Below are 16,895 nucleotides of genomic sequence, written 5' to 3'. Positions count from 1 at the left end.
GCCGCGGTCTTTCGCTCAGGCCCCGAGTTCACGGGGCGGTAACCCCCGCTTACGCAAAGGCGGATGCGGCAAAAGCGCTTTTCATCCAGCCTGTGCGGCCCGGGTGGTTTTACGATTTCTGGAGTGACCCATGCTCGAACAGGCTCAACGCGTTCTTAAGGACATCTTCGGCTATGACAGCTTCCGCGGTCGCCAGGGTGCCATTATCGAGCGTGTGGCCCGCGGTGGCGATGCCTTGGTATTGATGCCCACCGGCGGTGGCAAATCGCTGTGTTTTCAAGTCCCGGCCTTGCTGCGCGACGGCCTGGCGGTGGTGGTTTCGCCGCTGATCGCCTTGATGGACGACCAGGTCGCCACCCTCGAGGAACTGGGCGTGGCGGCAGCGGCCCTGAACTCCACGCTCAGTTCCGATGAGCAGCGCGAGTTGGCCGCGCGCATCCGCCGGGGCGAAATCAAGATGCTGTACCTGGCGCCGGAGCGCCTGGTGCAGCCGCGCATGCTGGATTTCCTCCGCGGCCTGGACATCGCCTTGTTCGCCATCGACGAGGCCCACTGCGTTTCCCAATGGGGGCACGACTTCCGTCCCGAATACCTGCAGCTGGGCCAGTTGGCCGAACAGTTTCCCCAGGTGCCGCGAATCGCCCTGACCGCCACTGCCGACAAGCGCACGCGCGAGGAAATCGTCACCCGTCTGCACCTGCAGGACGCCGAGCGATTCCTGTCCAGCTTCGACCGGCCCAACATCTTCTACCGCATCGTACCCAAGGAAAGCCCGCGCAAACAGTTGCTGGCGTTCCTCGCCGAGCGGCGCAGCGATGCCGGCATCGTTTACTGCCTGTCGCGCAAGAAAGTCGACGAAGTCGCCGCGTTCCTGTGCGAAAACAACTTTCCGGCCTTGCCGTACCACGCCGGTCTGCCTGCTGCGACGCGGGCCGCCAACCAGAAGCGCTTCCTCAACGAGGAAGGCCTGATCATGGTGGCCACCATCGCCTTCGGCATGGGCATCGACAAGCCCAACGTGCGTTTCGTCGCGCACCTGGACCTGCCCAAGTCGCTGGAAGCCTACTACCAGGAAACCGGCCGCGCTGGCCGCGATGGTCTGCCGGCAGACGCCTGGATGGCCTACGGGCTGCAGGATGTGCTGATGCTCAAGCAGATGCTGCAGAATTCCGAAGGTGACGAGCGCCACAAGCGTCTTGAACAGCACAAGCTCGACGCCATGCTGGCGCTGTGCGAAGAAACCCGCTGCCGCCGTCAATCGCTGCTGGCCTATTTCGATGAAGAGATGCCCAACCCCTGCGGTCACTGCGACAACTGCGTCGACGGCGTGCAGACCTGGGATGCCACCGAGCCAGCGCGCCAGGCGCTGTCGGCCATCTACCGCACCGGGCAACGCTACGGCGTCGGCCATCTGGTGGACGTGCTGCTGGGCAAGGACACCGAAAAGGTACGTAGTTTCGGCCACGACAAACTGGCAGTGTTCGGTGTCGGCAAGGGCCGCTCGGAAGGCGAGTGGCGGTCGCTGTATCGCCAGGTGGTCGCGCGCGGTCTGGCCGATATCGACCTGGAGGGCTACGGCGGCCTGCGTTTGAGCGACAGCTGCCGACCGCTGCTGCGCGGCGAGGTGACGCTTGCGCTGCGCAAGGAAATCAAGCCGCAGACCTCTGCCCGCGGCAGCGGCTCGGCAAGCCCCGCCAGCCAGTTGGTGCGCGACGAGGAGCGTGAACAGTGGGAAGCACTGCGCACTCTGCGGCGCAACCTGGCGCAGGAACATGCGGTACCGCCCTACGTCATCTTCCCGGACTCGACCCTGCTCGAAATGCTCCGCAGCCAGCCGACCAGCATGGCCGATATGGGGCGGGTCAGTGGCGTCGGCGCTCGCAAGCTCGAGCGTTACGGTGAAGCGTTCCTGCAGGTACTGGCTGGGTCGGGCGGGGCAGAGGCGCCACGCGAGGTGGCCGATATCCGCCACGAGCTCATCAGCCTTGCCCGCGCAGGCATGACGCCGCTGCAGATCGCTGGCCAGTTACAGTGCAGTGAGAAGAATGTCTACAGCCTGCTGGCCGAAGCCATCGGCCAGCAGCAGCTGTCGCTGGAGCAGGCGCTGGATCTTCCCGAGGAACTGCTCAGTGAAATCCAGGACGCCTTTCTCGACGGCGAAGGGGAATTGCCCGGCGTCGCCGAGATTGCGGGGCAGTTCACCGGCCGTGTGCCCGAAGGCGTCCTGTATTGCATACGTGCGGCGTTGCAGTCCGAATTCGAGGTGTGAACGAGGCTGCCACTCGGCATGAGTCTTGCCTGTGGGCTAAGGTCATGATTAGCTGACTAATCATCAGCTCCGACCTTCACGCATGTGCTGCTTGTGCAAGGCTGTTTTTTCAAGAGAGATCTATGCCGTTAACTGATCAACATCGCTTCGGAATGCAGCTGGCGCACATGTCCCGTGGCTGGCGGGCCGAACTGGACCGTCGGCTGGCGGGCCTGGGATTGTCGCAGGCGCGCTGGCTGGTCCTGCTGCACCTGGCGCGGTTCGGCGAAGCGCCGACCCAGCGCGAGCTGGCGCAGAGCGTGGGCGTCGAGGGGCCGACCCTGGCACGCTTGCTGGACAGTCTCGAAGCCCAGGGCCTGGTCGAGCGCCAGGCCGTGGTCGAAGACCGTCGAGCCAAGAAGATCACGCTGTGCGCGCCCGCACGGCCGCTCATCGAGCAGATCGAAACCATCGCCAACGCCTTGCGTGCCGAGCTGTTCATGGGGGTCGACGAAGAAGAACTGAGCACCGCCATGCGGGTACACAGCCGCATCCTGGCGAATCTGGAAAAGAAATCCTGAAGTCAACGGGCCGTCACCCGCTTGGAGCAAGTGGGCCGTACGGGCTATAAAGTTATTGGATGTCGGTCTTCAAGGGATTCCCATGCAAGTGCGTATACCGTCGCGTACCAGGTTTGCTTCACGTCGTCTGCTGGCATCGGTGTGGGCCATGGCGCTGTGCTATTCCACAGCCGCCTCCGCGCTGGGCCTTGGCGAGCTGACCCTGCGCTCATCGCTCAACCAGCCGTTTCGCGCCGATATCGCCTTGCTCGACACCGCAGGGCTGGAGCAGGACGACATCCGTGCCAGCCTGGCGACGGCCGAAGAGTTCGCCAGGGCGGGGGTGGAACGCAGTTTCTTCCTCAACGACCTCAAGTTCTCGCCCGATTTCAGCGGCGGGCGCAAGGTCATTCATGTCAGCTCCAGCAAAGTGGTCACCGAGCCCTTCATGAGTTTCGTGATTCAGGTCGGCCGGCCGAATGGGCAGCTGCTGCGTGCCTTCACGGTATTGCTCGACCCGCCGGGGATGGGGCCGGGCCTCGCCGACCGCGCGCCGCAGCGCATACAGTCGACGCAGGCCAGCGCGCAGCCTGCAGCAGCGCCCACTAGGCCCAAAGCCGCGAGTGCACCCACGCCGAGCGCCAGTGAGCCTGCGAAACAGGCGCCGGCCAAGGCCGCTGCGCAGGACGCTGCGCAACTGGCTGCCGCCGCCCTGGAGAACCAGCAACTGCAGAAGAGCTTCGACGAGGTGCAGGCGCGCCTGCAGAGCCTGGAGGCGCAGGTAGCCGACAAGGACAAGCAGGTTGCCCAGCTGCAGGCACGCATGGCCGAAACCCCTGCGGCCGAGGCCGATTCGTCCGTCGCTCCCGCAACCGCACCCGCTGCGGCAACGCCTGCGCCTTCGCCTGTATCTGCCCCACCCGCAGCGGTTGCCACGCCAGCACCGGCCCCGGCCCTGGCCCTGGCTCCGGCTCCGGCTCCGGCTCCGGTGGAGGATGGCAGTGGCTGGTTGAACATCCTGGCGCTGGTTGCGGCACTGCTGCTGATCATTGCCTTGTTGCTGCTGTTGCGCCGCCAGCGACAGCGCAAGTCGGCCGCGCTGCAGGACGCCTTCGAGCCGGTCGCTACCCAGCCGGTCCGCGCGGCGCCGGTCGCCACTGTGCCGGCCGCTGCAGTGGCGGCCGCCACCGCGCCGCTGCGTGCCGAGCCGGCGCCGGTGGTACGCCGTGAAACACCGACAGCCACCGACGCCCTCGATGGTGCAAGCATCTATATCGCCTACGGCCGCTTCAACGAAGCGCTGGGTATTCTGCGCGACGGGCTGGCCAAGCAGCCAGAACGTACCGACCTGCGCGTGCGTATGCTCGAAGTGCTGGGCCAGCAGGGTAATGCCAAGGGATTTGCCGAACAGGAAAGCCTGTTGCTGGCTGCAGGCTTCAGCGCGGCGACGCTGGCCGAGATACGCAGCCGCTTCGCCAATCTCGAACCCGCGCCAGCAGCTTCGACGCCAACCGCTACCGCGGGTCTATCACTGGCAGTGGCAGCGCCTGCAGTGACGCTGGCGTCCACTGCAGCAGCCGCAGTGTCGGTGCAGCCCGCTCCGAAGCCTGAGCCTGAGCCGGACCCCGAGCCGGAATTCGAGCTGCCCGACCTCGACCTGGCAGCGCCTGGGCCATCAGCTCGGTCAACCCCGCGGCGCGACCAGGAAGACGAATTCCAGCTCAACCTCGATGACCTGTCCATGGACGCCGATTGGGCGTTGGTCAGCCCATTCGATGATGCGCCGTCGCCCAAAGGCAAGCCGGTGGTCGTCGAGACACCGCCCGAGGTCGAGATGGACCCGTCGTTCACCAGCAATCTGAACGAACTGCCGGAAGTCTTCGAGATGCCCGACGAGCAGTTCCTCAGCGACTTCGCCGATGTCGAAGACGAGCCGTTCCTCCAGCAGGACGAGGCCCCGGCCGGGAAGACTCAGGACGACATCGACAACGATTTCCTCGACAGCTTCATCGCCGACAGCGACCTGCCCGAGCTGGATGCTCTGACCGTGGATTTCGACGACCTGGAACTGCAGCACGCTTCGGCGGAGAAACTCGATCAGGCCCAGCAGTTGCTCGACGACGGCGATACCAGCGAAGCCAGCGTGCTCTTGCACGAACTGCTGCGCGAAGGCGATGACTCCTGCAAGCAGGCGGCCCGGCAGTTGCTGAATCGGATGGACGAAGCATGAGCGAAGCCATCGCATCCAAGCCTCAGGTGGTGATTACCTATTGCACACAGTGCCAATGGCTGCTGCGCGCCGCGTGGCTGGCCCAGGAGCTGCTCAGCACTTTTGGCGAGGACCTGGGGCAGGTGGCGTTGGCGCCCGCCAGTGGCGGTCGCTTTCTCATCACCTGCGACGGCGTGCAGGTCTGGGAGCGCAAGGCCGACGGTGGTTTTCCCGAGGCCAAGGTGCTCAAGCAGCGCATCCGTGACCTGATCGATCCCGAGCGCGACCTGGGCCATAACGAATCCAGAAGTCCGGCAGCCGAGTAAGCCTCTGCCGGCTCATGCTCAGTGTCGCCAGAAAGCCGGCATGCACAGGATCAGCACGGTGATGATTTCCAGTCGGCCCAGCAGCATGCCCAGGGCCAGGATCCACTTCGCCGCATCGGGCAGCGTGGCGAAATTGCCGGCCGGCCCTATCACCTCGCCCAGCCCCGGCCCTACACCGGAAACCGTGCTGGCGGCACCGGTCAGGGCGGTCATCCAGTCCAACCCCAGCAGTGACAATGCCAGGGCGATGATGCCGACGGTGAAGCCGAAGAAGAACGAGAACGTCAGGATCGACCGGACGATTTCCTCATCGAGGCGATGGCCGTTGTATTTCTGTTTGATCACCGCGCGCGGATGAATCAGCTGGTTGAGGTTGGACTTGAGCAGGATATAGGCGACCTGAAAGCGGAATATCTTGATCCCGCCTGCGGTCGAGCCCGAGCAGCCGCCGATGAAGCCCAGGTAGAAAAACAGCATCAGCGAGAAATTGCCCCACAGGCTGTAGTCGCCCAGGGCGAAGCCCGTGGTAGTCACCACCGAGGTGACGTTCAGGGCTACGTGACGAAAGGCCGTCCACCACGGCAGCTCGGTGGTGGCCCAGTACCAGGTACCCAGCACCAGCCAGGTGGCGATCAACAGTATCAGCATGCCTTGCACCTGCTGGTCGCGCAGCAGCGCCTGGCGGTTGCCGCGCAGGGTCGAGACGTAGAGCGCGAACGGCAGGCTGCCCAGAATCATCACCACGATGGCCACCCAGTGCACGGCCGGTTGCTGCCATTTGCCCAGAGACAGGTCGGACGTCGAGAAGCCGCCAGTGGAAATGGCCGACATCGCGTGGTTGACCGCGTCGAACGGGCTCATCCCTGCCAACCAGAACCCCAGGGTGCCCAGGGCGGTGAAGCCGACATACACCAGCACGATGTACTTGGCGACCATATGCGAGCGCGGCATGACTTTTTCGGAGCGATCGCTGGATTCGGTCTGGAACAGCCGCATGCCACCAATGCGCAACAGCGGCAGAATGGCCACGGCCATGCCGATGAAGCCGATGCCGCCCAGCCAGTGCAGCATCGAGCGCCACATGAGGATGCCCGGTGACATCTCGTCCAGATGACTGAGCACCGTGGAACCCGTGGCGGTAATGCCCGACATGCTTTCGAAAAAGGCGTCGGTGTAGCTGATGTGCTGAGTCAGCAGGAAGGGCAGGGCGGCGAACACGCACACCACCACCCAGCTGCTGACCGTGAGCAGGTACATGTCGCGCGGCCGCAGGTTGACGTTGTCGGGGCGGCCGGGCAGCACCAGCAGCAGGCCGGCGACGAAGGTGATCAGGCTGGCCCAGAGGAACGACTGGATGTCCTCGGTGCGTTCGAACACCACCAGCGTGCCCATGGGCACGACCATGCTCACGGCCAGGGTGATCAGGAAGATGCCGATAATGAAACCGATGATGCGCAGGGTCGGCAACGCCATGGGGTCAGCTCTGGCCATGAAGGAAAGGGCCGCCATTCTACCTGCGGGCCACAGCATGTAAACCCGGCAGGCGAAGGCCGCTTGGGTCTAGAATAGCGGCTTATCGTTCGACAGGAGGTTGCCCATGGAGGCGCTCGAGGTTTTGCTCAATCGTGTTTCAGCTCCCCGGCTCATGGCGCCCGCGCCGACGGCCGCGCAGCGTGAAGTGCTGTTCCAGGCCGCGCTGCGCGCGCCCGACCACGGCCAGCTGCGGCCATGGCGTTTTCTCACCGTCGAAGGGGAAGGCTTGCAGCAGCTCGGCGAAGTCCTGGCCGAGGCCACTGCGCTCAACCCCGAGGCTGGCGAAGCGGCGTTGGAAAAAGCCCGCAACATGCCGTTGCGCGCGCCCCTGGTGGTGGTAGTGATCGCCCGCTTGCAGGAGCATCGAAAAGTGCCGCAGAGCGAGCAACTGCTGGCGGCTGGCTGCGCCGCCCATGGCATCCTGCTTGCGGCGAATGCTCAAGGGCTGGGTGGGGTATGGCGCACCGGCGAGCTGTCCTATGCGCCTTATGTGGCCGGCAAGCTGGGCCTGATCGAAGGCGAACAGATCATCGGCTTCCTGTACCTGGGCACGCCGGCGCGAGATTTGCGCGAAGCGCCGGCGCTGGCTACCGCCGACTTCGTGCAAGCATGGGGCGTCGAGGCCTGAAGCGTTCAGGTTCGAGCCAACCGATCGCGGCGGTCTAGGCCACCACCACCGGTACCGGCGGCAGGTCCAGGGTCGCGATCAAGCCGCCTTCAGGGTGGTTTTCCAGCTGCAGGCTGCCGCCGTGTCGCTCGGCGGCGCGGCGGGCGATGGCCAGGCCCAGGCCATGGCCTGCAGCGCTCTGGCCCGGTGCGCGGAAGAATGGCTCGCTCAGGCGCGCCAGGTGTTCCTCCGCCACGCCCTGGCCGTGATCGCGCACGCTGATGCGCACCCGCCCTTGCACCTGTTGCGCCGACAGCACGACCGGTGCGGGCCCAGGGTTGAAGCGCAGGGCGTTGCGCAGCAGGTTGTCCACGGCCCGTTCGATCATGGTCGGCCAGCCCTGCAGCGATAGGTGCGCGGCAACGTCCAGCTCGATGGCCCGCTCCGGCACGGCGATCAAGGCGTCCTTTCGCACCGCCTGCAGGAGTGCCGGCAGGTCCACGTCTTCGGCCGTGGCTTGCTCCGCATCGACCCGCGCCAGCACCAGGATCTCGCTGATCAAGGCTTCAAGACGATCGCATTCGCGCGTCAGGCGCGGCCACAACAGGTCGCGCTGGGCAGGCTCGGCCCGTTCCGCCAAGGCCAGGGCGATGCGCAGCCGCGCCAGGGGCGAACGCAACTCGTGGGACACGTCGCGCAACAGCTGTCGCTGGCTGCCGATCAGGCTCTGCAGGCGCGCACCCATGCGGTTGAAGTCGCGCGCCAGCACGCCGAATTCGTCGCGACGACTGGCCAGCTGCGCCAGGCTGTTCTGCTGATAGGTGGTCTGCCCCAATTCGTGCACGGCACCGCGCAGCCTGCTCAATGGGCGCGTGATGGACAACGTCACCATCAGGCTGAACAGCGTCAGTACGACCAATGCGATCACCAGTGCGCTGATCGGCATGAGCAGGGAGTCGCGGTGCCACGAGTCGAGTTCGGGGTGCGGGATGCGGTAGATCAGCAAGTAGGTGTCGCCCGTGGTGGGGCTGGTGTAGTCCGCCGTCAGTCGGCGCCACGGCAGGTCGCGATCGGCTTCGTTGTGGCGCGCCTCGAAGGCTTCGGCGCGACGCGGGAAGGTCCCCGGTACCACAGCCTCGCCAGCTTCGTTGAGCACTTGAGTGTCGATGCGATAGCGGCGCTTGCGCTGTTCGAGCAGTTCCTGGGCCGCCTCGGCGCCTTTGCTTTCGTAACGCTCCACCCAGTCCTGGGCAAAATGCTTCACCGCCGGGTGCCGACTGAGGATCCAGGTGTCCTGGTTCAACATGTGGCCCAGCAGTACCGACAGGCCGGCTACCAGGGCGATGGCCAGCCAGAAGCTGGCCAGGATGCGCCAGAACAGTGAACGCAAGGCAAATTCCTCAATGAAAGAAGCCCGGTACGCATGCGCGGACCGGGCTGGGGGCTTGCGCCGATATTACTGGGTTTTCTTGCCTTGCTGGGCTTTCCAGGCCTGGAATTCGGCCCATTCGGCGCGGCGCTCGTCCTGCTTCTTTTTCATTTCGTCGAACTGCTTCTGCTGTTCGGGCTTGAGCACTGCACGTACGTCGGCCTGGGCCTTGTCGTGGTTGGCCTTGATTTCATCTTCCATGGCCTTGCGATCGGCCGCCGGCAGCTTGTCCAGGTACTTCTTGGTGATGTCGCGCTGCTGATGGCGTTCTTCGCCCATCAGTTTGCCCACCTGGGTGCGTTGCTCGTGGGTCAGGTCGAGCTGGGCGAATGGCTCGCCGCCACGAGGGCCTGGGCCGCCCTTGCCTGGGCCTGGGCCGAAACCGTCAGGGCCGCCCTGCGGCATGGCCATGGCCAGGGTCGGCAGGGTAGCGGCGAACAGCATTGCGAGTGTCGTCTTGCGCATGGTGAATCTCCTGTCTGGTTCCCGGTGTTTACCGGATGTGCCCAGTTTATGGAGATCAAGGTCAGGCGCGGTCAATGCCGCGTAAGGCTTGTGTAAAGACATGACGCGGGTGGCATTTACAAACCAGGCCGTTCGCGCCGCACGCGGCGGCAGCTATTGCGCATAGAAATAGCCACGGCTGCGCAGGGCCATGATCCGCGGGCGTCCGTCGGCATGCGGGCCGATCTTCTTGCGCAGATTGCTGACGTGCATGTCCAGGCTGCGGTCGTAGAGGGTGAGCTTGCGGCCCAGTGCGATCTGCGCCAGCTCCTGTTTCTCCAGGGGCTCGCCCGGCTGGCGCATGAGTGCCTCGAGCAGGCGGCTTTCGGACACGGTCAGGTTGATGTCGTGTTGATCGATGCTGACCACGCCGCGCGCCGGACTGAAGCACAGGTCGCCCAGCTCCATCTGCCCCGCCACGGCAACCGGGTGGCTGCGGCGCAGTACCGCGCGCAGGCGGGCGGTCAGTTCGCGCGGATCACAGGGTTTGGCCAGGTAGTCGTCGGCGCCCAGCTCCAGGCCCAGGATGCGATCAAGCGGTTCGCCCCGCGCCGAGAGCATCAGCACTGGCAACTCGGCGTGTTCGCTGCGCAGCTGCTTGAGCAGTTCCAGGCCGCTGCCGTCGGGCAGCATCACGTCGAGCACCACGGCCGCCGGTGCCAGCTCGGCCAGGGCCTTGCGTGCGCTGCTGCCATCGTGGCAGGCGCGGACCTGGAACCCTTCCTGGCTCAACCAGCTGTTCAGCAGTTCACACAGCTCGACGTCATCGTCGATCAGTAGCAGATCGCTCATCTAGACCTTCATTCGGGCGCAGGCAAAGTCTGCTTGAAGGGTTTGACCAGCACGTCCTTGTACACCCCGGCGGCAACGAACGGGTCGGCGCCGGCCCAGGCCTGGGCTTCGTCCAGGGACTCGAAGCGGGCCACGATGAGGCTGCCGCTGAAGCCGCTCTCGCCTGGGTCGTTGCTGTCGATGGCCGGGTGTGGCCCGGCGAGTACCAGTTGCCCGGCGGCTTCCAGCTGTTTCAGCCGCTCCAGGTGCTCGGGCCGTGCGGCCAGGCGCTTTTCCAGGGAGTTGGGCGTGTCGGTGGCAATGATGGCGTAGAGCATGTCAATCCTCGGTTTTAGGTGTTGTACGATCGGAATCATGCAGGTGACGGGACAGGTAGATACCTTGGCCCACCAGGAACAGCAAGGTCATGGCCAGGCTGCCGAACACTTTGAAGTCGACCCAGAACTGCTCGAAAGTGAAAGCCACGAACAGGTTGGCGGCGCCGCAGAACAGGAAGAAGACCACCCACGCAACGTTGAGTTTCGCCCAGATCGGGTCCGGCAGGGTCAGCGCGTGGCCCATCATGCGCTTGATCAGCAGTTGCTTGCCGATGAAATGACTGCCGGCGAACGCCAGGGCGAACAGCCAGTTGACCACCGGCGCCTTCCACTTGAGGAAGGTCTCGCTATGGAAGGCCAGGGTCAGGCTGCCGAACACCAGGCAGGCGATCAGGGTCAGCCACTGGCCCTTTTCCAGCTTGCGCTGCTTGAGGAACAGCAGGCCATAGACGATCACCGAACTGGCGATGAGCACCTTGGTAGCACTGAAGATGCCGCCCAGTTCGAAGCTGTACCCCGCCAGGTCGACCATGTGCGGGTCGGTCTTGTAGACGATGAGGAACAGGAGCAGCGGGATGAAATCGATCAATTGTTTCACAATGGCAGCCAGAAGCAGGATGTGACGGCATAATAACAAACATCAATGACTGCGAAAGCGCCACTATGAATGTTGACCTGCACTGCCACAGCACCGCCTCCGATGGCGCCCTCGCGCCTGCCGTTCTGGTGCAGCGAGCGTTCGATCATGGCGTGCAGACCCTGGCCCTGACCGACCACGACACCCTGGAAGGCCTGCCAGAGGCCCGTGCGGCGGCCACAGCACTGAACATGCAGTGGGTCAGTGGTGTCGAAATGTCGTGCACCTGGGGCGGTGCCACCATCCACGTGCTCGGTTACAATTTCGCTCTGGATGCACCGCCGCTGGTGGCCGCGCTCGACAGCCTGCACCACGGTCGCTGGCTGCGTGCCGAGGAAATCGACCGACGCCTGGCGCTCAAGGGCATGCCGGGTGCGCTGGACGGTGCTCGGGCCATCCAGAAGGGTCTGGGCGACAGCGGCAATGCGCCGGCGCGACCGCACTTCGCCGATTTCCTCGTGCAGCAGGGCCACGTCAAGGACCGCCAGGAAGCGTTCCGCAAGTGGCTGGGGGCGGGCAAGCTGGGTGACGTCAAGCAACACTGGCCCACCCTCGAGGACACCGTGCGCACATTGCGCGAGGCGAAGGCCTGGATCAGCCTGGCTCATCCGCTGCACTACGATTTCACGCGCAGCAAGCGGCGCAAGCTGATCGGCGACTACATCCAGGCCGGTGGCCATGCGATCGAGGTGGTCAACGGCATGCAGGCCGCCGAACAGGTCGGCACGCTGTCCATCCTGGCCCGCGAATTCGGCTTGATGGTCAGTGGCGGCAGCGACTTCCACGGCCCGGGCACGTGGGGTGAAATCGGTGTCTATCGGCCATTGCCCGTCGACCTGCCGCCGTTGTCCGCGCGGTTCAAGCACGACCCGTCAACCTCCGCCTGAACAGGATGCCAACGTGAGTCAATTCTTTCAGATCCATCCGCAGAACCCGCAGCCGCGGCTGATCAAGCAAGCGGTCGAGATCATTCGCGGCGGTGGCATCGTGATCTACCCCACCGACTCTTCCTACGCCATCGGTTGCCAGATCGGCGACAAGAACGCCGTGGAACGGGTGCGCCGGCTGCGTCAGCTGGACGACAAGCACAATTTCGCGATCATCTGCTGCGACCTCTCGCAACTGGGGCTGTTCGCCAAAGTCGACACCGCGGCGTTTCGTCTGCTCAAGGCGCACACGCCGGGGCCCTACACCTTCATTCTGAGCGCCACCCGTGAAGTCCCGCGCCTGCTGCTGCATCCCAAGCGCCGGACCATCGGTTTGCGCGTGCCCAGCCATCCGATCGCCTTGGCCTTGCTGGAAGAGTTGGGTGAGCCGCTGATGAGCGTGAGCCTGATCATGCCCGGCGCCAAGGAGCCGCTCAGCGACCCTTACGAAATGCGCCAGTTGCTGGAAAAGCAGGTCGACCTGATCATCGATGGCGGTTTCGGCGGCACCGAGGCGTCCACCGTCATCAACCTCGCCGATGGCGATCCGCAAGTGGTGCGCGTGGGCTGTGGCGATCCGGCACCATTCGCGGCCATGGCGTGAGTGATCTGAGCGCGGTCGACAATCCGCCGGCGAATCTCGCCCAGGGCTCGCCCGAGCAGCTGCAACTGGCGCTGGTCTACGGCCAGGCGTTCACCCAGATGCCGCAGGACCTGTACATCCCGCCGGATGCGCTGGAGGTGTTCCTCGAAGCGTTCGAAGGCCCGCTCGACCTGCTGCTGTACCTGATCCGCAAGCAGAACATCGACATCCTCGACATTCCCGTGGCGGAGATCACCCGTCAGTACATGGGCTACGTCGAGCTGATGAAAACCGTACGCCTGGAGTTGGCCGCCGAATATCTGGTGATGGCCGCCATGCTTGCGGAGATCAAATCGCGCATGCTGTTGCCGCGCAGCGCCGTGGTCGAGGATGACGAGCACGACCCGCGGGCCGAGCTGATTCGCCGCCTGCAGGAATACGAGCGCTTCAAGGCCGCCGCCGAAGGTATCGATACCCTCAAGCGGGTAGGCCGCGACCTCTACGTGCCCAAGCTCGATGCACCTCTGGCCAAGGTACGCAAGCTGCTGCCCGAGGTCAGCCTGGACGAGCTGCTGATGTCGATGGCCGACGTGTTACGGCGCAGCGACATGTTCGAAAGCCATCAGGTCAGCCGCGAGGCCCTGTCGACCCGCGAACGCATGAGCCAGGTGCTCGAACGCCTGCGCGGCGGTGGCTTCGTGCCTTTCGTCGAGCTGTTCGGTGCCGAGGAGGGCAAGCTGGGCGTGGTGGTAACCTTCATGGCCATTCTCGAACTGGTCAAGGAGCAGTTGATCGAACTGGTGCAGAATGACGCCTTTGCCGCTATCCATGTGCGCGCCCGAGCCGAACAATGAATCTGACTGACCCGCGCGATCTGGCGCCACTGCTCGAAGCCTTTCTGCTGGCCTCCGGAAAGCCGCAGTCTCTGGAACGCCTCCATGAGCTGTTCGAGGAAGCCGAGCGGCCGGAGCCGGCGGTGTTCAAGAAGGCCCTGGAGGTGCTGGGCAAGTCCTGCGAAAAGCGCGCTTTCGAACTGGTCGAGGTCGCCTCGGGGTACCGCCTGCAGATTCGCGAGAAGTACGCGCCCTGGGTGGGCCGGCTCTGGGAAGAACGGCCGCAGCGCTATTCCCGTGCGCTGCTGGAAACCATGGCCCTGATTGCCTATCGCCAGCCCATCACCCGTGGCGAGATCGAGGACGTGCGTGGCGTGGCGGTCAACAGCAATATCGTCAAGACGCTGGTGGAACGCGAGTGGATCCGCGTGGTGGGCTATCGCGACGTGCCGGGCCGGCCGGCGATGTTCGCCACCACCAAGGCCTTTCTCGACCATTTCAACCTCAAGAGCCTCGATGAGCTGCCGCCATTGGCAGTGCTGCGCGAGATGGAACCTGAAACCATCCTCGAAGACCACGACGACGATGCGCCAGTGCCTGCTCATCTGCAGGCGCTGGCCGATGCCAGCGCCGAGGGCGAGGCCCCGGCCAAGGACGAGACCAGCTTTCGATCGTTGCTGGTGGAGCTTGATTCCATGGAACAGGGCCTCAAGATCGACTTCGACGACCTGCTCCAGAACCCCGCGCCGACCGACGACGACCGCTGATTGCAAGGTAGACCTGCGGGAGCGGGCTCTGCCCGCGAAAAGGCCGGCGCGGTGGGGCAGGTGGACCGCATCGAGGCTTTCGCGGCCACTGACCGCTCCTACGGGGGAGGGGGGTGAACATGCTCTGCCAAGGTGCGCCCTTGGCCTGTGTGCTGCGTCCGGCAGCCGCCATACCGTACGCTTCCTGCGTTTGCCAGATGCACCAATGCGGGCACGTACTGCCCTCCTGTGGAGCATTTAATTCATTAAATTTATTTCTTGAAGTATTTGATCCTTGGCCCTAGTCTCGTTCTCGACAGGCCTGCGCAAGCACCCAGGCCGCCATTGGCACTGACGTGAATCGGGGAGCTGGACATGAGCGTGAAATTACTTTTGAGCATGGCTGTGGCCACTGCGTTTTCGGCCTCGGCACTGGCTGCCGATTGGACCGTCGGTGCCAACGTGGGCAATGTGCCCTGGGAGTTCCAGGACGCCAAGGGCGACATCGTCGGCTTTGAAGTCGACGTGGTGAAGGAAGTCGCCAAGCGCGCCGGCAAGACCGTGGAGTTCGTCAACATCCCGTTCAATGGCCTGTTCAGCGCCGTGCAGTCCAAGCGCGCCGACATCGCCATTTCTTCCATCACCATCACGCCCAAGCGTCTGGAATCGGTAGGGTTCGCGCAGCCGTACTACGACAGCGACCAGTCGCTGTCGGTGCTGACCAAGTCCGGCATCAAGGGCCTGGATGACATGAGCGGCAAAGTGGTCGGCGTCGACACCGGTTCGACCGGGGACATGTGGGCCGCCAAGCATCAGGGCGAGTACAAGTTCAAGGACATCTCGCGCTACGAAGGGCTGTCGCCGGCCATGCTCGACCTGGCGTCCGGGCGCATGGATGGCTACATCAGCGACATTCCGGCCGTGCTCTATTACATCAAGGACAAGCCACAGTATGCCGTGGTCGCGCGCATTCCCACCGGCGAGAAATACTCGCTGATGCACGCCAAGGGCTGGGCCGAAGGCGCGCGAGTGAACACGATCATCAGCGAGATGAAAAAAGACGGCGTGATCGCCGACCTGCACAAGAAGTGGTTCGGTGCGGCCGCCGCAGACGACTCCAGCACCGTGAAAGTCGTCGACGTTCCGCAATAAGCACCGCGCTTCGGCCCGCCCGCTACCGGCCCACGACCAAGGTAACCGTTCATGGAGTTGCTACAGACTTTCTTCAACTGGGACGTGTTCGTCGACGCGCTGCCTTTGATGCTGCGCGGCCTTGGCGTGACCATATTGCTCGGCGTGGTGAGTATCGTGCTGGGCCTGGCCGGCGGTCTGCTGCTGGCCATGCTCAGATTGTACGGCTACACCCCCGTGCGCTGGCTGGCACGGGTGTACATCGATGTGCTGCGGTCCATACCGCTGCTGGTCCTGCTGGTGTTGATCTACTACGCCTTGCCCTTCGTCGGCATTCGCCTGTCGTCCTTCGCTGCTGCCACGGCCGCGCTGTCCCTGGTGTCGTGCGCCTATTCGGCGGAGATCTTCCGTTCCGGCATCGAGGCTATCCCCAAGGGTCAGTTCGAAGCGGCGGCTTCCCAGGGCATGAGCTTCTTCAACACCATGCGCGACGTGATCCTGCCCCAGGCCATGCGCATCGTCTTGCCGCCCATGACCAGCAACTGCATCAACGTCATGAAGGACACGGCACTGGCGTCAGTGGTCGCCATGCCCGACCTGCTCAAGCAGGCCACCCAGGCCCAGGCGCTGTCGGCCAATCCAACGCCGCTGGTGGGGGCGGCGATCATGTACCTCCTGTTGCTGCTGCCACTGGTGCAGTTGGTCAGCTGGGTAGAGCGTCGCAACGGCAGCGGAGGCAAGCGCGCATGAGCAACGTCATCGAAATCGAACGACTGGACAAGTTCTACGGGCCATTCCAGGCCCTCAGCGACATCAACCTGACTGTCGCCCAGGGCGAAGTGGTGGTGATCCTGGGGCCTTCGGGGTCGGGCAAGTCCACCCTGATTCGCTGCATCAACCTGCTCGAGCCCTACCAGGGTGGCGACATCCGGGTGTCCGGGCAGCGCGTGGAAACCGGCCCCAAGCTTGCCGGCATCCGCTGCGAAGTGGGCATGGTGTTTCAGAACTTCAATCTCTACCCCCACCTCACCGTGCTCGCCAACGTGGCCCTGGCGCCGGTGCGCGTGCGCGGCATGAACCGACGTGATGCCCAGGAGCGCGCGCGGCTGTTGCTGGAAAAGGTCGGCATGTCCGCGCATGCCGACAAGTACCCCAGCCAACTGTCCGGGGGTCAGCAGCAACGGGTCGCGATCGCCCGGACCATGGCCATGGAGCCACGGGTGATCCTGTTCGACGAGCCGACCTCGGCGCTGGACCCGGAAATGGTCGGCGAAGTGCTCGACGTGATGCAGAACCTTGCCCGTTCCGGGGTGACTATGATCGTGGTGACCCACGAGATGGGCTTCGCGCGCAAGGTCGCCGACCGGGTGATCTTCATGGAAACCGGGCGCATCATCGAACAGAACCATCCCCAGGCCTTCTTCACCGCGCCCCAGGAACCCCGTACCCAGGCATTCCTGCAGGCCATCCTGCACCACTGACAGGCTCTACCCCTAACAAGCAAACGGGAGACT

General features: G+C 64.3%; 18 protein-coding genes. 12 read left to right on the top strand and 6 right to left on the bottom strand.

Annotated elements, in window-relative coordinates:
- The first annotated feature begins 130 nt into the window (after positions 1-130).
- The 4 genes from recQ to H7993_RS06685 all read left to right on the top strand — a co-directional run bounded on the left by recQ (position 131) and on the right by H7993_RS06685 (position 5,343).
- Positions 131-2,269, top strand: a complete 2,139-nt coding sequence (gene recQ / locus H7993_RS06700) for a DNA helicase RecQ (RefSeq protein WP_185793861.1) — start codon at positions 131-133, stop codon at positions 2,267-2,269.
- 122 nt (positions 2,270-2,391) lie between these two features.
- Entirely contained in the window at positions 2,392-2,829 is a 438-nt protein-coding gene (locus H7993_RS06695) for a MarR family transcriptional regulator (protein ID WP_185793860.1), read from the top strand.
- Between the two features lie 82 nt (positions 2,830-2,911).
- Complete coding sequence (locus H7993_RS06690; protein ID WP_185793859.1) at positions 2,912-5,038, top strand: FimV/HubP family polar landmark protein; 2,127 nt, start codon at positions 2,912-2,914, stop codon at positions 5,036-5,038.
- Positions 5,035-5,343 carry an Rdx family protein gene (locus tag H7993_RS06685; RefSeq protein ID WP_185793858.1) on the top strand — a complete coding sequence of 103 codons (309 nt, stop codon included), beginning with the start codon at positions 5,035-5,037 and terminating at the stop codon, positions 5,341-5,343. Before H7993_RS06690 ends, H7993_RS06685 begins: the two co-directional genes overlap by 4 nt.
- 18 nt (positions 5,344-5,361) lie before the next feature.
- Here the strand turns inward: H7993_RS06685 and H7993_RS06680 are convergent, their stop codons facing one another.
- Positions 5,362-6,816 (bottom strand): TrkH family potassium uptake protein, encoded by a 1,455-nt coding sequence (locus H7993_RS06680; RefSeq protein WP_185793857.1) that lies wholly within the window; start codon positions 6,814-6,816, stop codon positions 5,362-5,364.
- Positions 6,817-6,940: 124 nt separating this feature from the next.
- Between H7993_RS06680 and H7993_RS06675 the strand changes: the two genes are divergently transcribed.
- Positions 6,941-7,504: an NAD(P)H nitroreductase gene (locus tag H7993_RS06675; protein WP_122479174.1), complete on the top strand. Its 564-nt coding sequence runs from the start codon at positions 6,941-6,943 to the stop codon at positions 7,502-7,504.
- A gap of 34 nt (positions 7,505-7,538) precedes the next feature.
- On the opposite strand, the gene H7993_RS06670 is transcribed toward H7993_RS06675, so the two are convergent.
- From H7993_RS06670 to H7993_RS06650, 5 genes are all read right to left on the bottom strand, one after another.
- Complete coding sequence (locus H7993_RS06670; RefSeq protein WP_185793856.1) at positions 7,539-8,873, bottom strand: sensor histidine kinase; 1,335 nt, start codon at positions 8,871-8,873, stop codon at positions 7,539-7,541.
- Between the two features lie 66 nt (positions 8,874-8,939).
- Complete coding sequence (locus H7993_RS06665) at positions 8,940-9,377, bottom strand: Spy/CpxP family protein refolding chaperone (protein ID WP_122479172.1); 438 nt, start codon at positions 9,375-9,377, stop codon at positions 8,940-8,942.
- Between the two features lie 153 nt (positions 9,378-9,530).
- The gene (locus H7993_RS06660) at positions 9,531-10,208 is read right to left on the bottom strand and encodes a response regulator transcription factor (protein WP_122479171.1); all 678 of its coding nucleotides are present in this window, start codon (positions 10,206-10,208) and stop codon (positions 9,531-9,533) included.
- Positions 10,209-10,216: 8 nt separating this feature from the next.
- On the bottom strand, positions 10,217-10,525 hold the full coding sequence (locus tag H7993_RS06655; RefSeq protein WP_122479170.1) for a YciI family protein: 309 nt from the start codon (positions 10,523-10,525) through the stop codon (positions 10,217-10,219).
- Between the two features lies 1 nt (position 10,526).
- A complete protein-coding gene (locus tag H7993_RS06650) occupies positions 10,527-11,123 on the bottom strand; it encodes a septation protein A (protein WP_122479169.1) in 597 nt (198 codons plus the stop codon).
- Positions 11,124-11,188: 65 nt separating this feature from the next.
- On the opposite strand from H7993_RS06650, the gene H7993_RS06645 reads away from it, so the two are divergent.
- From H7993_RS06645 to H7993_RS06615, 7 genes are all read left to right on the top strand, one after another.
- Positions 11,189-12,049 (top strand): PHP domain-containing protein, encoded by an 861-nt coding sequence (locus H7993_RS06645; RefSeq protein WP_122479168.1) that lies wholly within the window; start codon positions 11,189-11,191, stop codon positions 12,047-12,049.
- 13 nt (positions 12,050-12,062) lie between these two features.
- A complete protein-coding gene (locus H7993_RS06640) occupies positions 12,063-12,692 on the top strand; it encodes an L-threonylcarbamoyladenylate synthase (protein WP_122479167.1) in 630 nt (209 codons plus the stop codon).
- A gap of 131 nt (positions 12,693-12,823) precedes the next feature.
- Complete coding sequence (locus tag H7993_RS06635) at positions 12,824-13,525, top strand: segregation and condensation protein A (RefSeq protein ID WP_163007620.1); 702 nt, start codon at positions 12,824-12,826, stop codon at positions 13,523-13,525.
- The gene (gene scpB, locus H7993_RS06630; RefSeq protein WP_185793855.1) at positions 13,522-14,271 is read left to right on the top strand and encodes an SMC-Scp complex subunit ScpB; all 750 of its coding nucleotides are present in this window, start codon (positions 13,522-13,524) and stop codon (positions 14,269-14,271) included. The genes H7993_RS06635 and scpB overlap by 4 nt, the downstream gene beginning before the upstream one ends.
- Positions 14,272-14,625: 354 nt before the next feature.
- Complete coding sequence (locus tag H7993_RS06625; RefSeq protein WP_185793854.1) at positions 14,626-15,402, top strand: transporter substrate-binding domain-containing protein; 777 nt, start codon at positions 14,626-14,628, stop codon at positions 15,400-15,402.
- 51 nt (positions 15,403-15,453) lie between these two features.
- On the top strand, positions 15,454-16,131 hold the full coding sequence (locus H7993_RS06620; protein ID WP_122479164.1) for an amino acid ABC transporter permease: 678 nt from the start codon (positions 15,454-15,456) through the stop codon (positions 16,129-16,131).
- A complete protein-coding gene (locus H7993_RS06615; protein WP_122479163.1) occupies positions 16,128-16,862 on the top strand; it encodes an amino acid ABC transporter ATP-binding protein in 735 nt (244 codons plus the stop codon). Before H7993_RS06620 ends, H7993_RS06615 begins: the two co-directional genes overlap by 4 nt.
- The last annotated feature ends 33 nt before the right edge of the window (positions 16,863-16,895 follow it).

Origin of the sequence: Pseudomonas baltica, from assembly GCF_014235765.1 — a bacterium.
Taxonomy (GTDB): domain Bacteria; phylum Pseudomonadota; class Gammaproteobacteria; order Pseudomonadales; family Pseudomonadaceae; genus Aquipseudomonas; species Aquipseudomonas baltica.
This window is presented reverse-complemented; position numbering and strand designations above follow the sequence as displayed.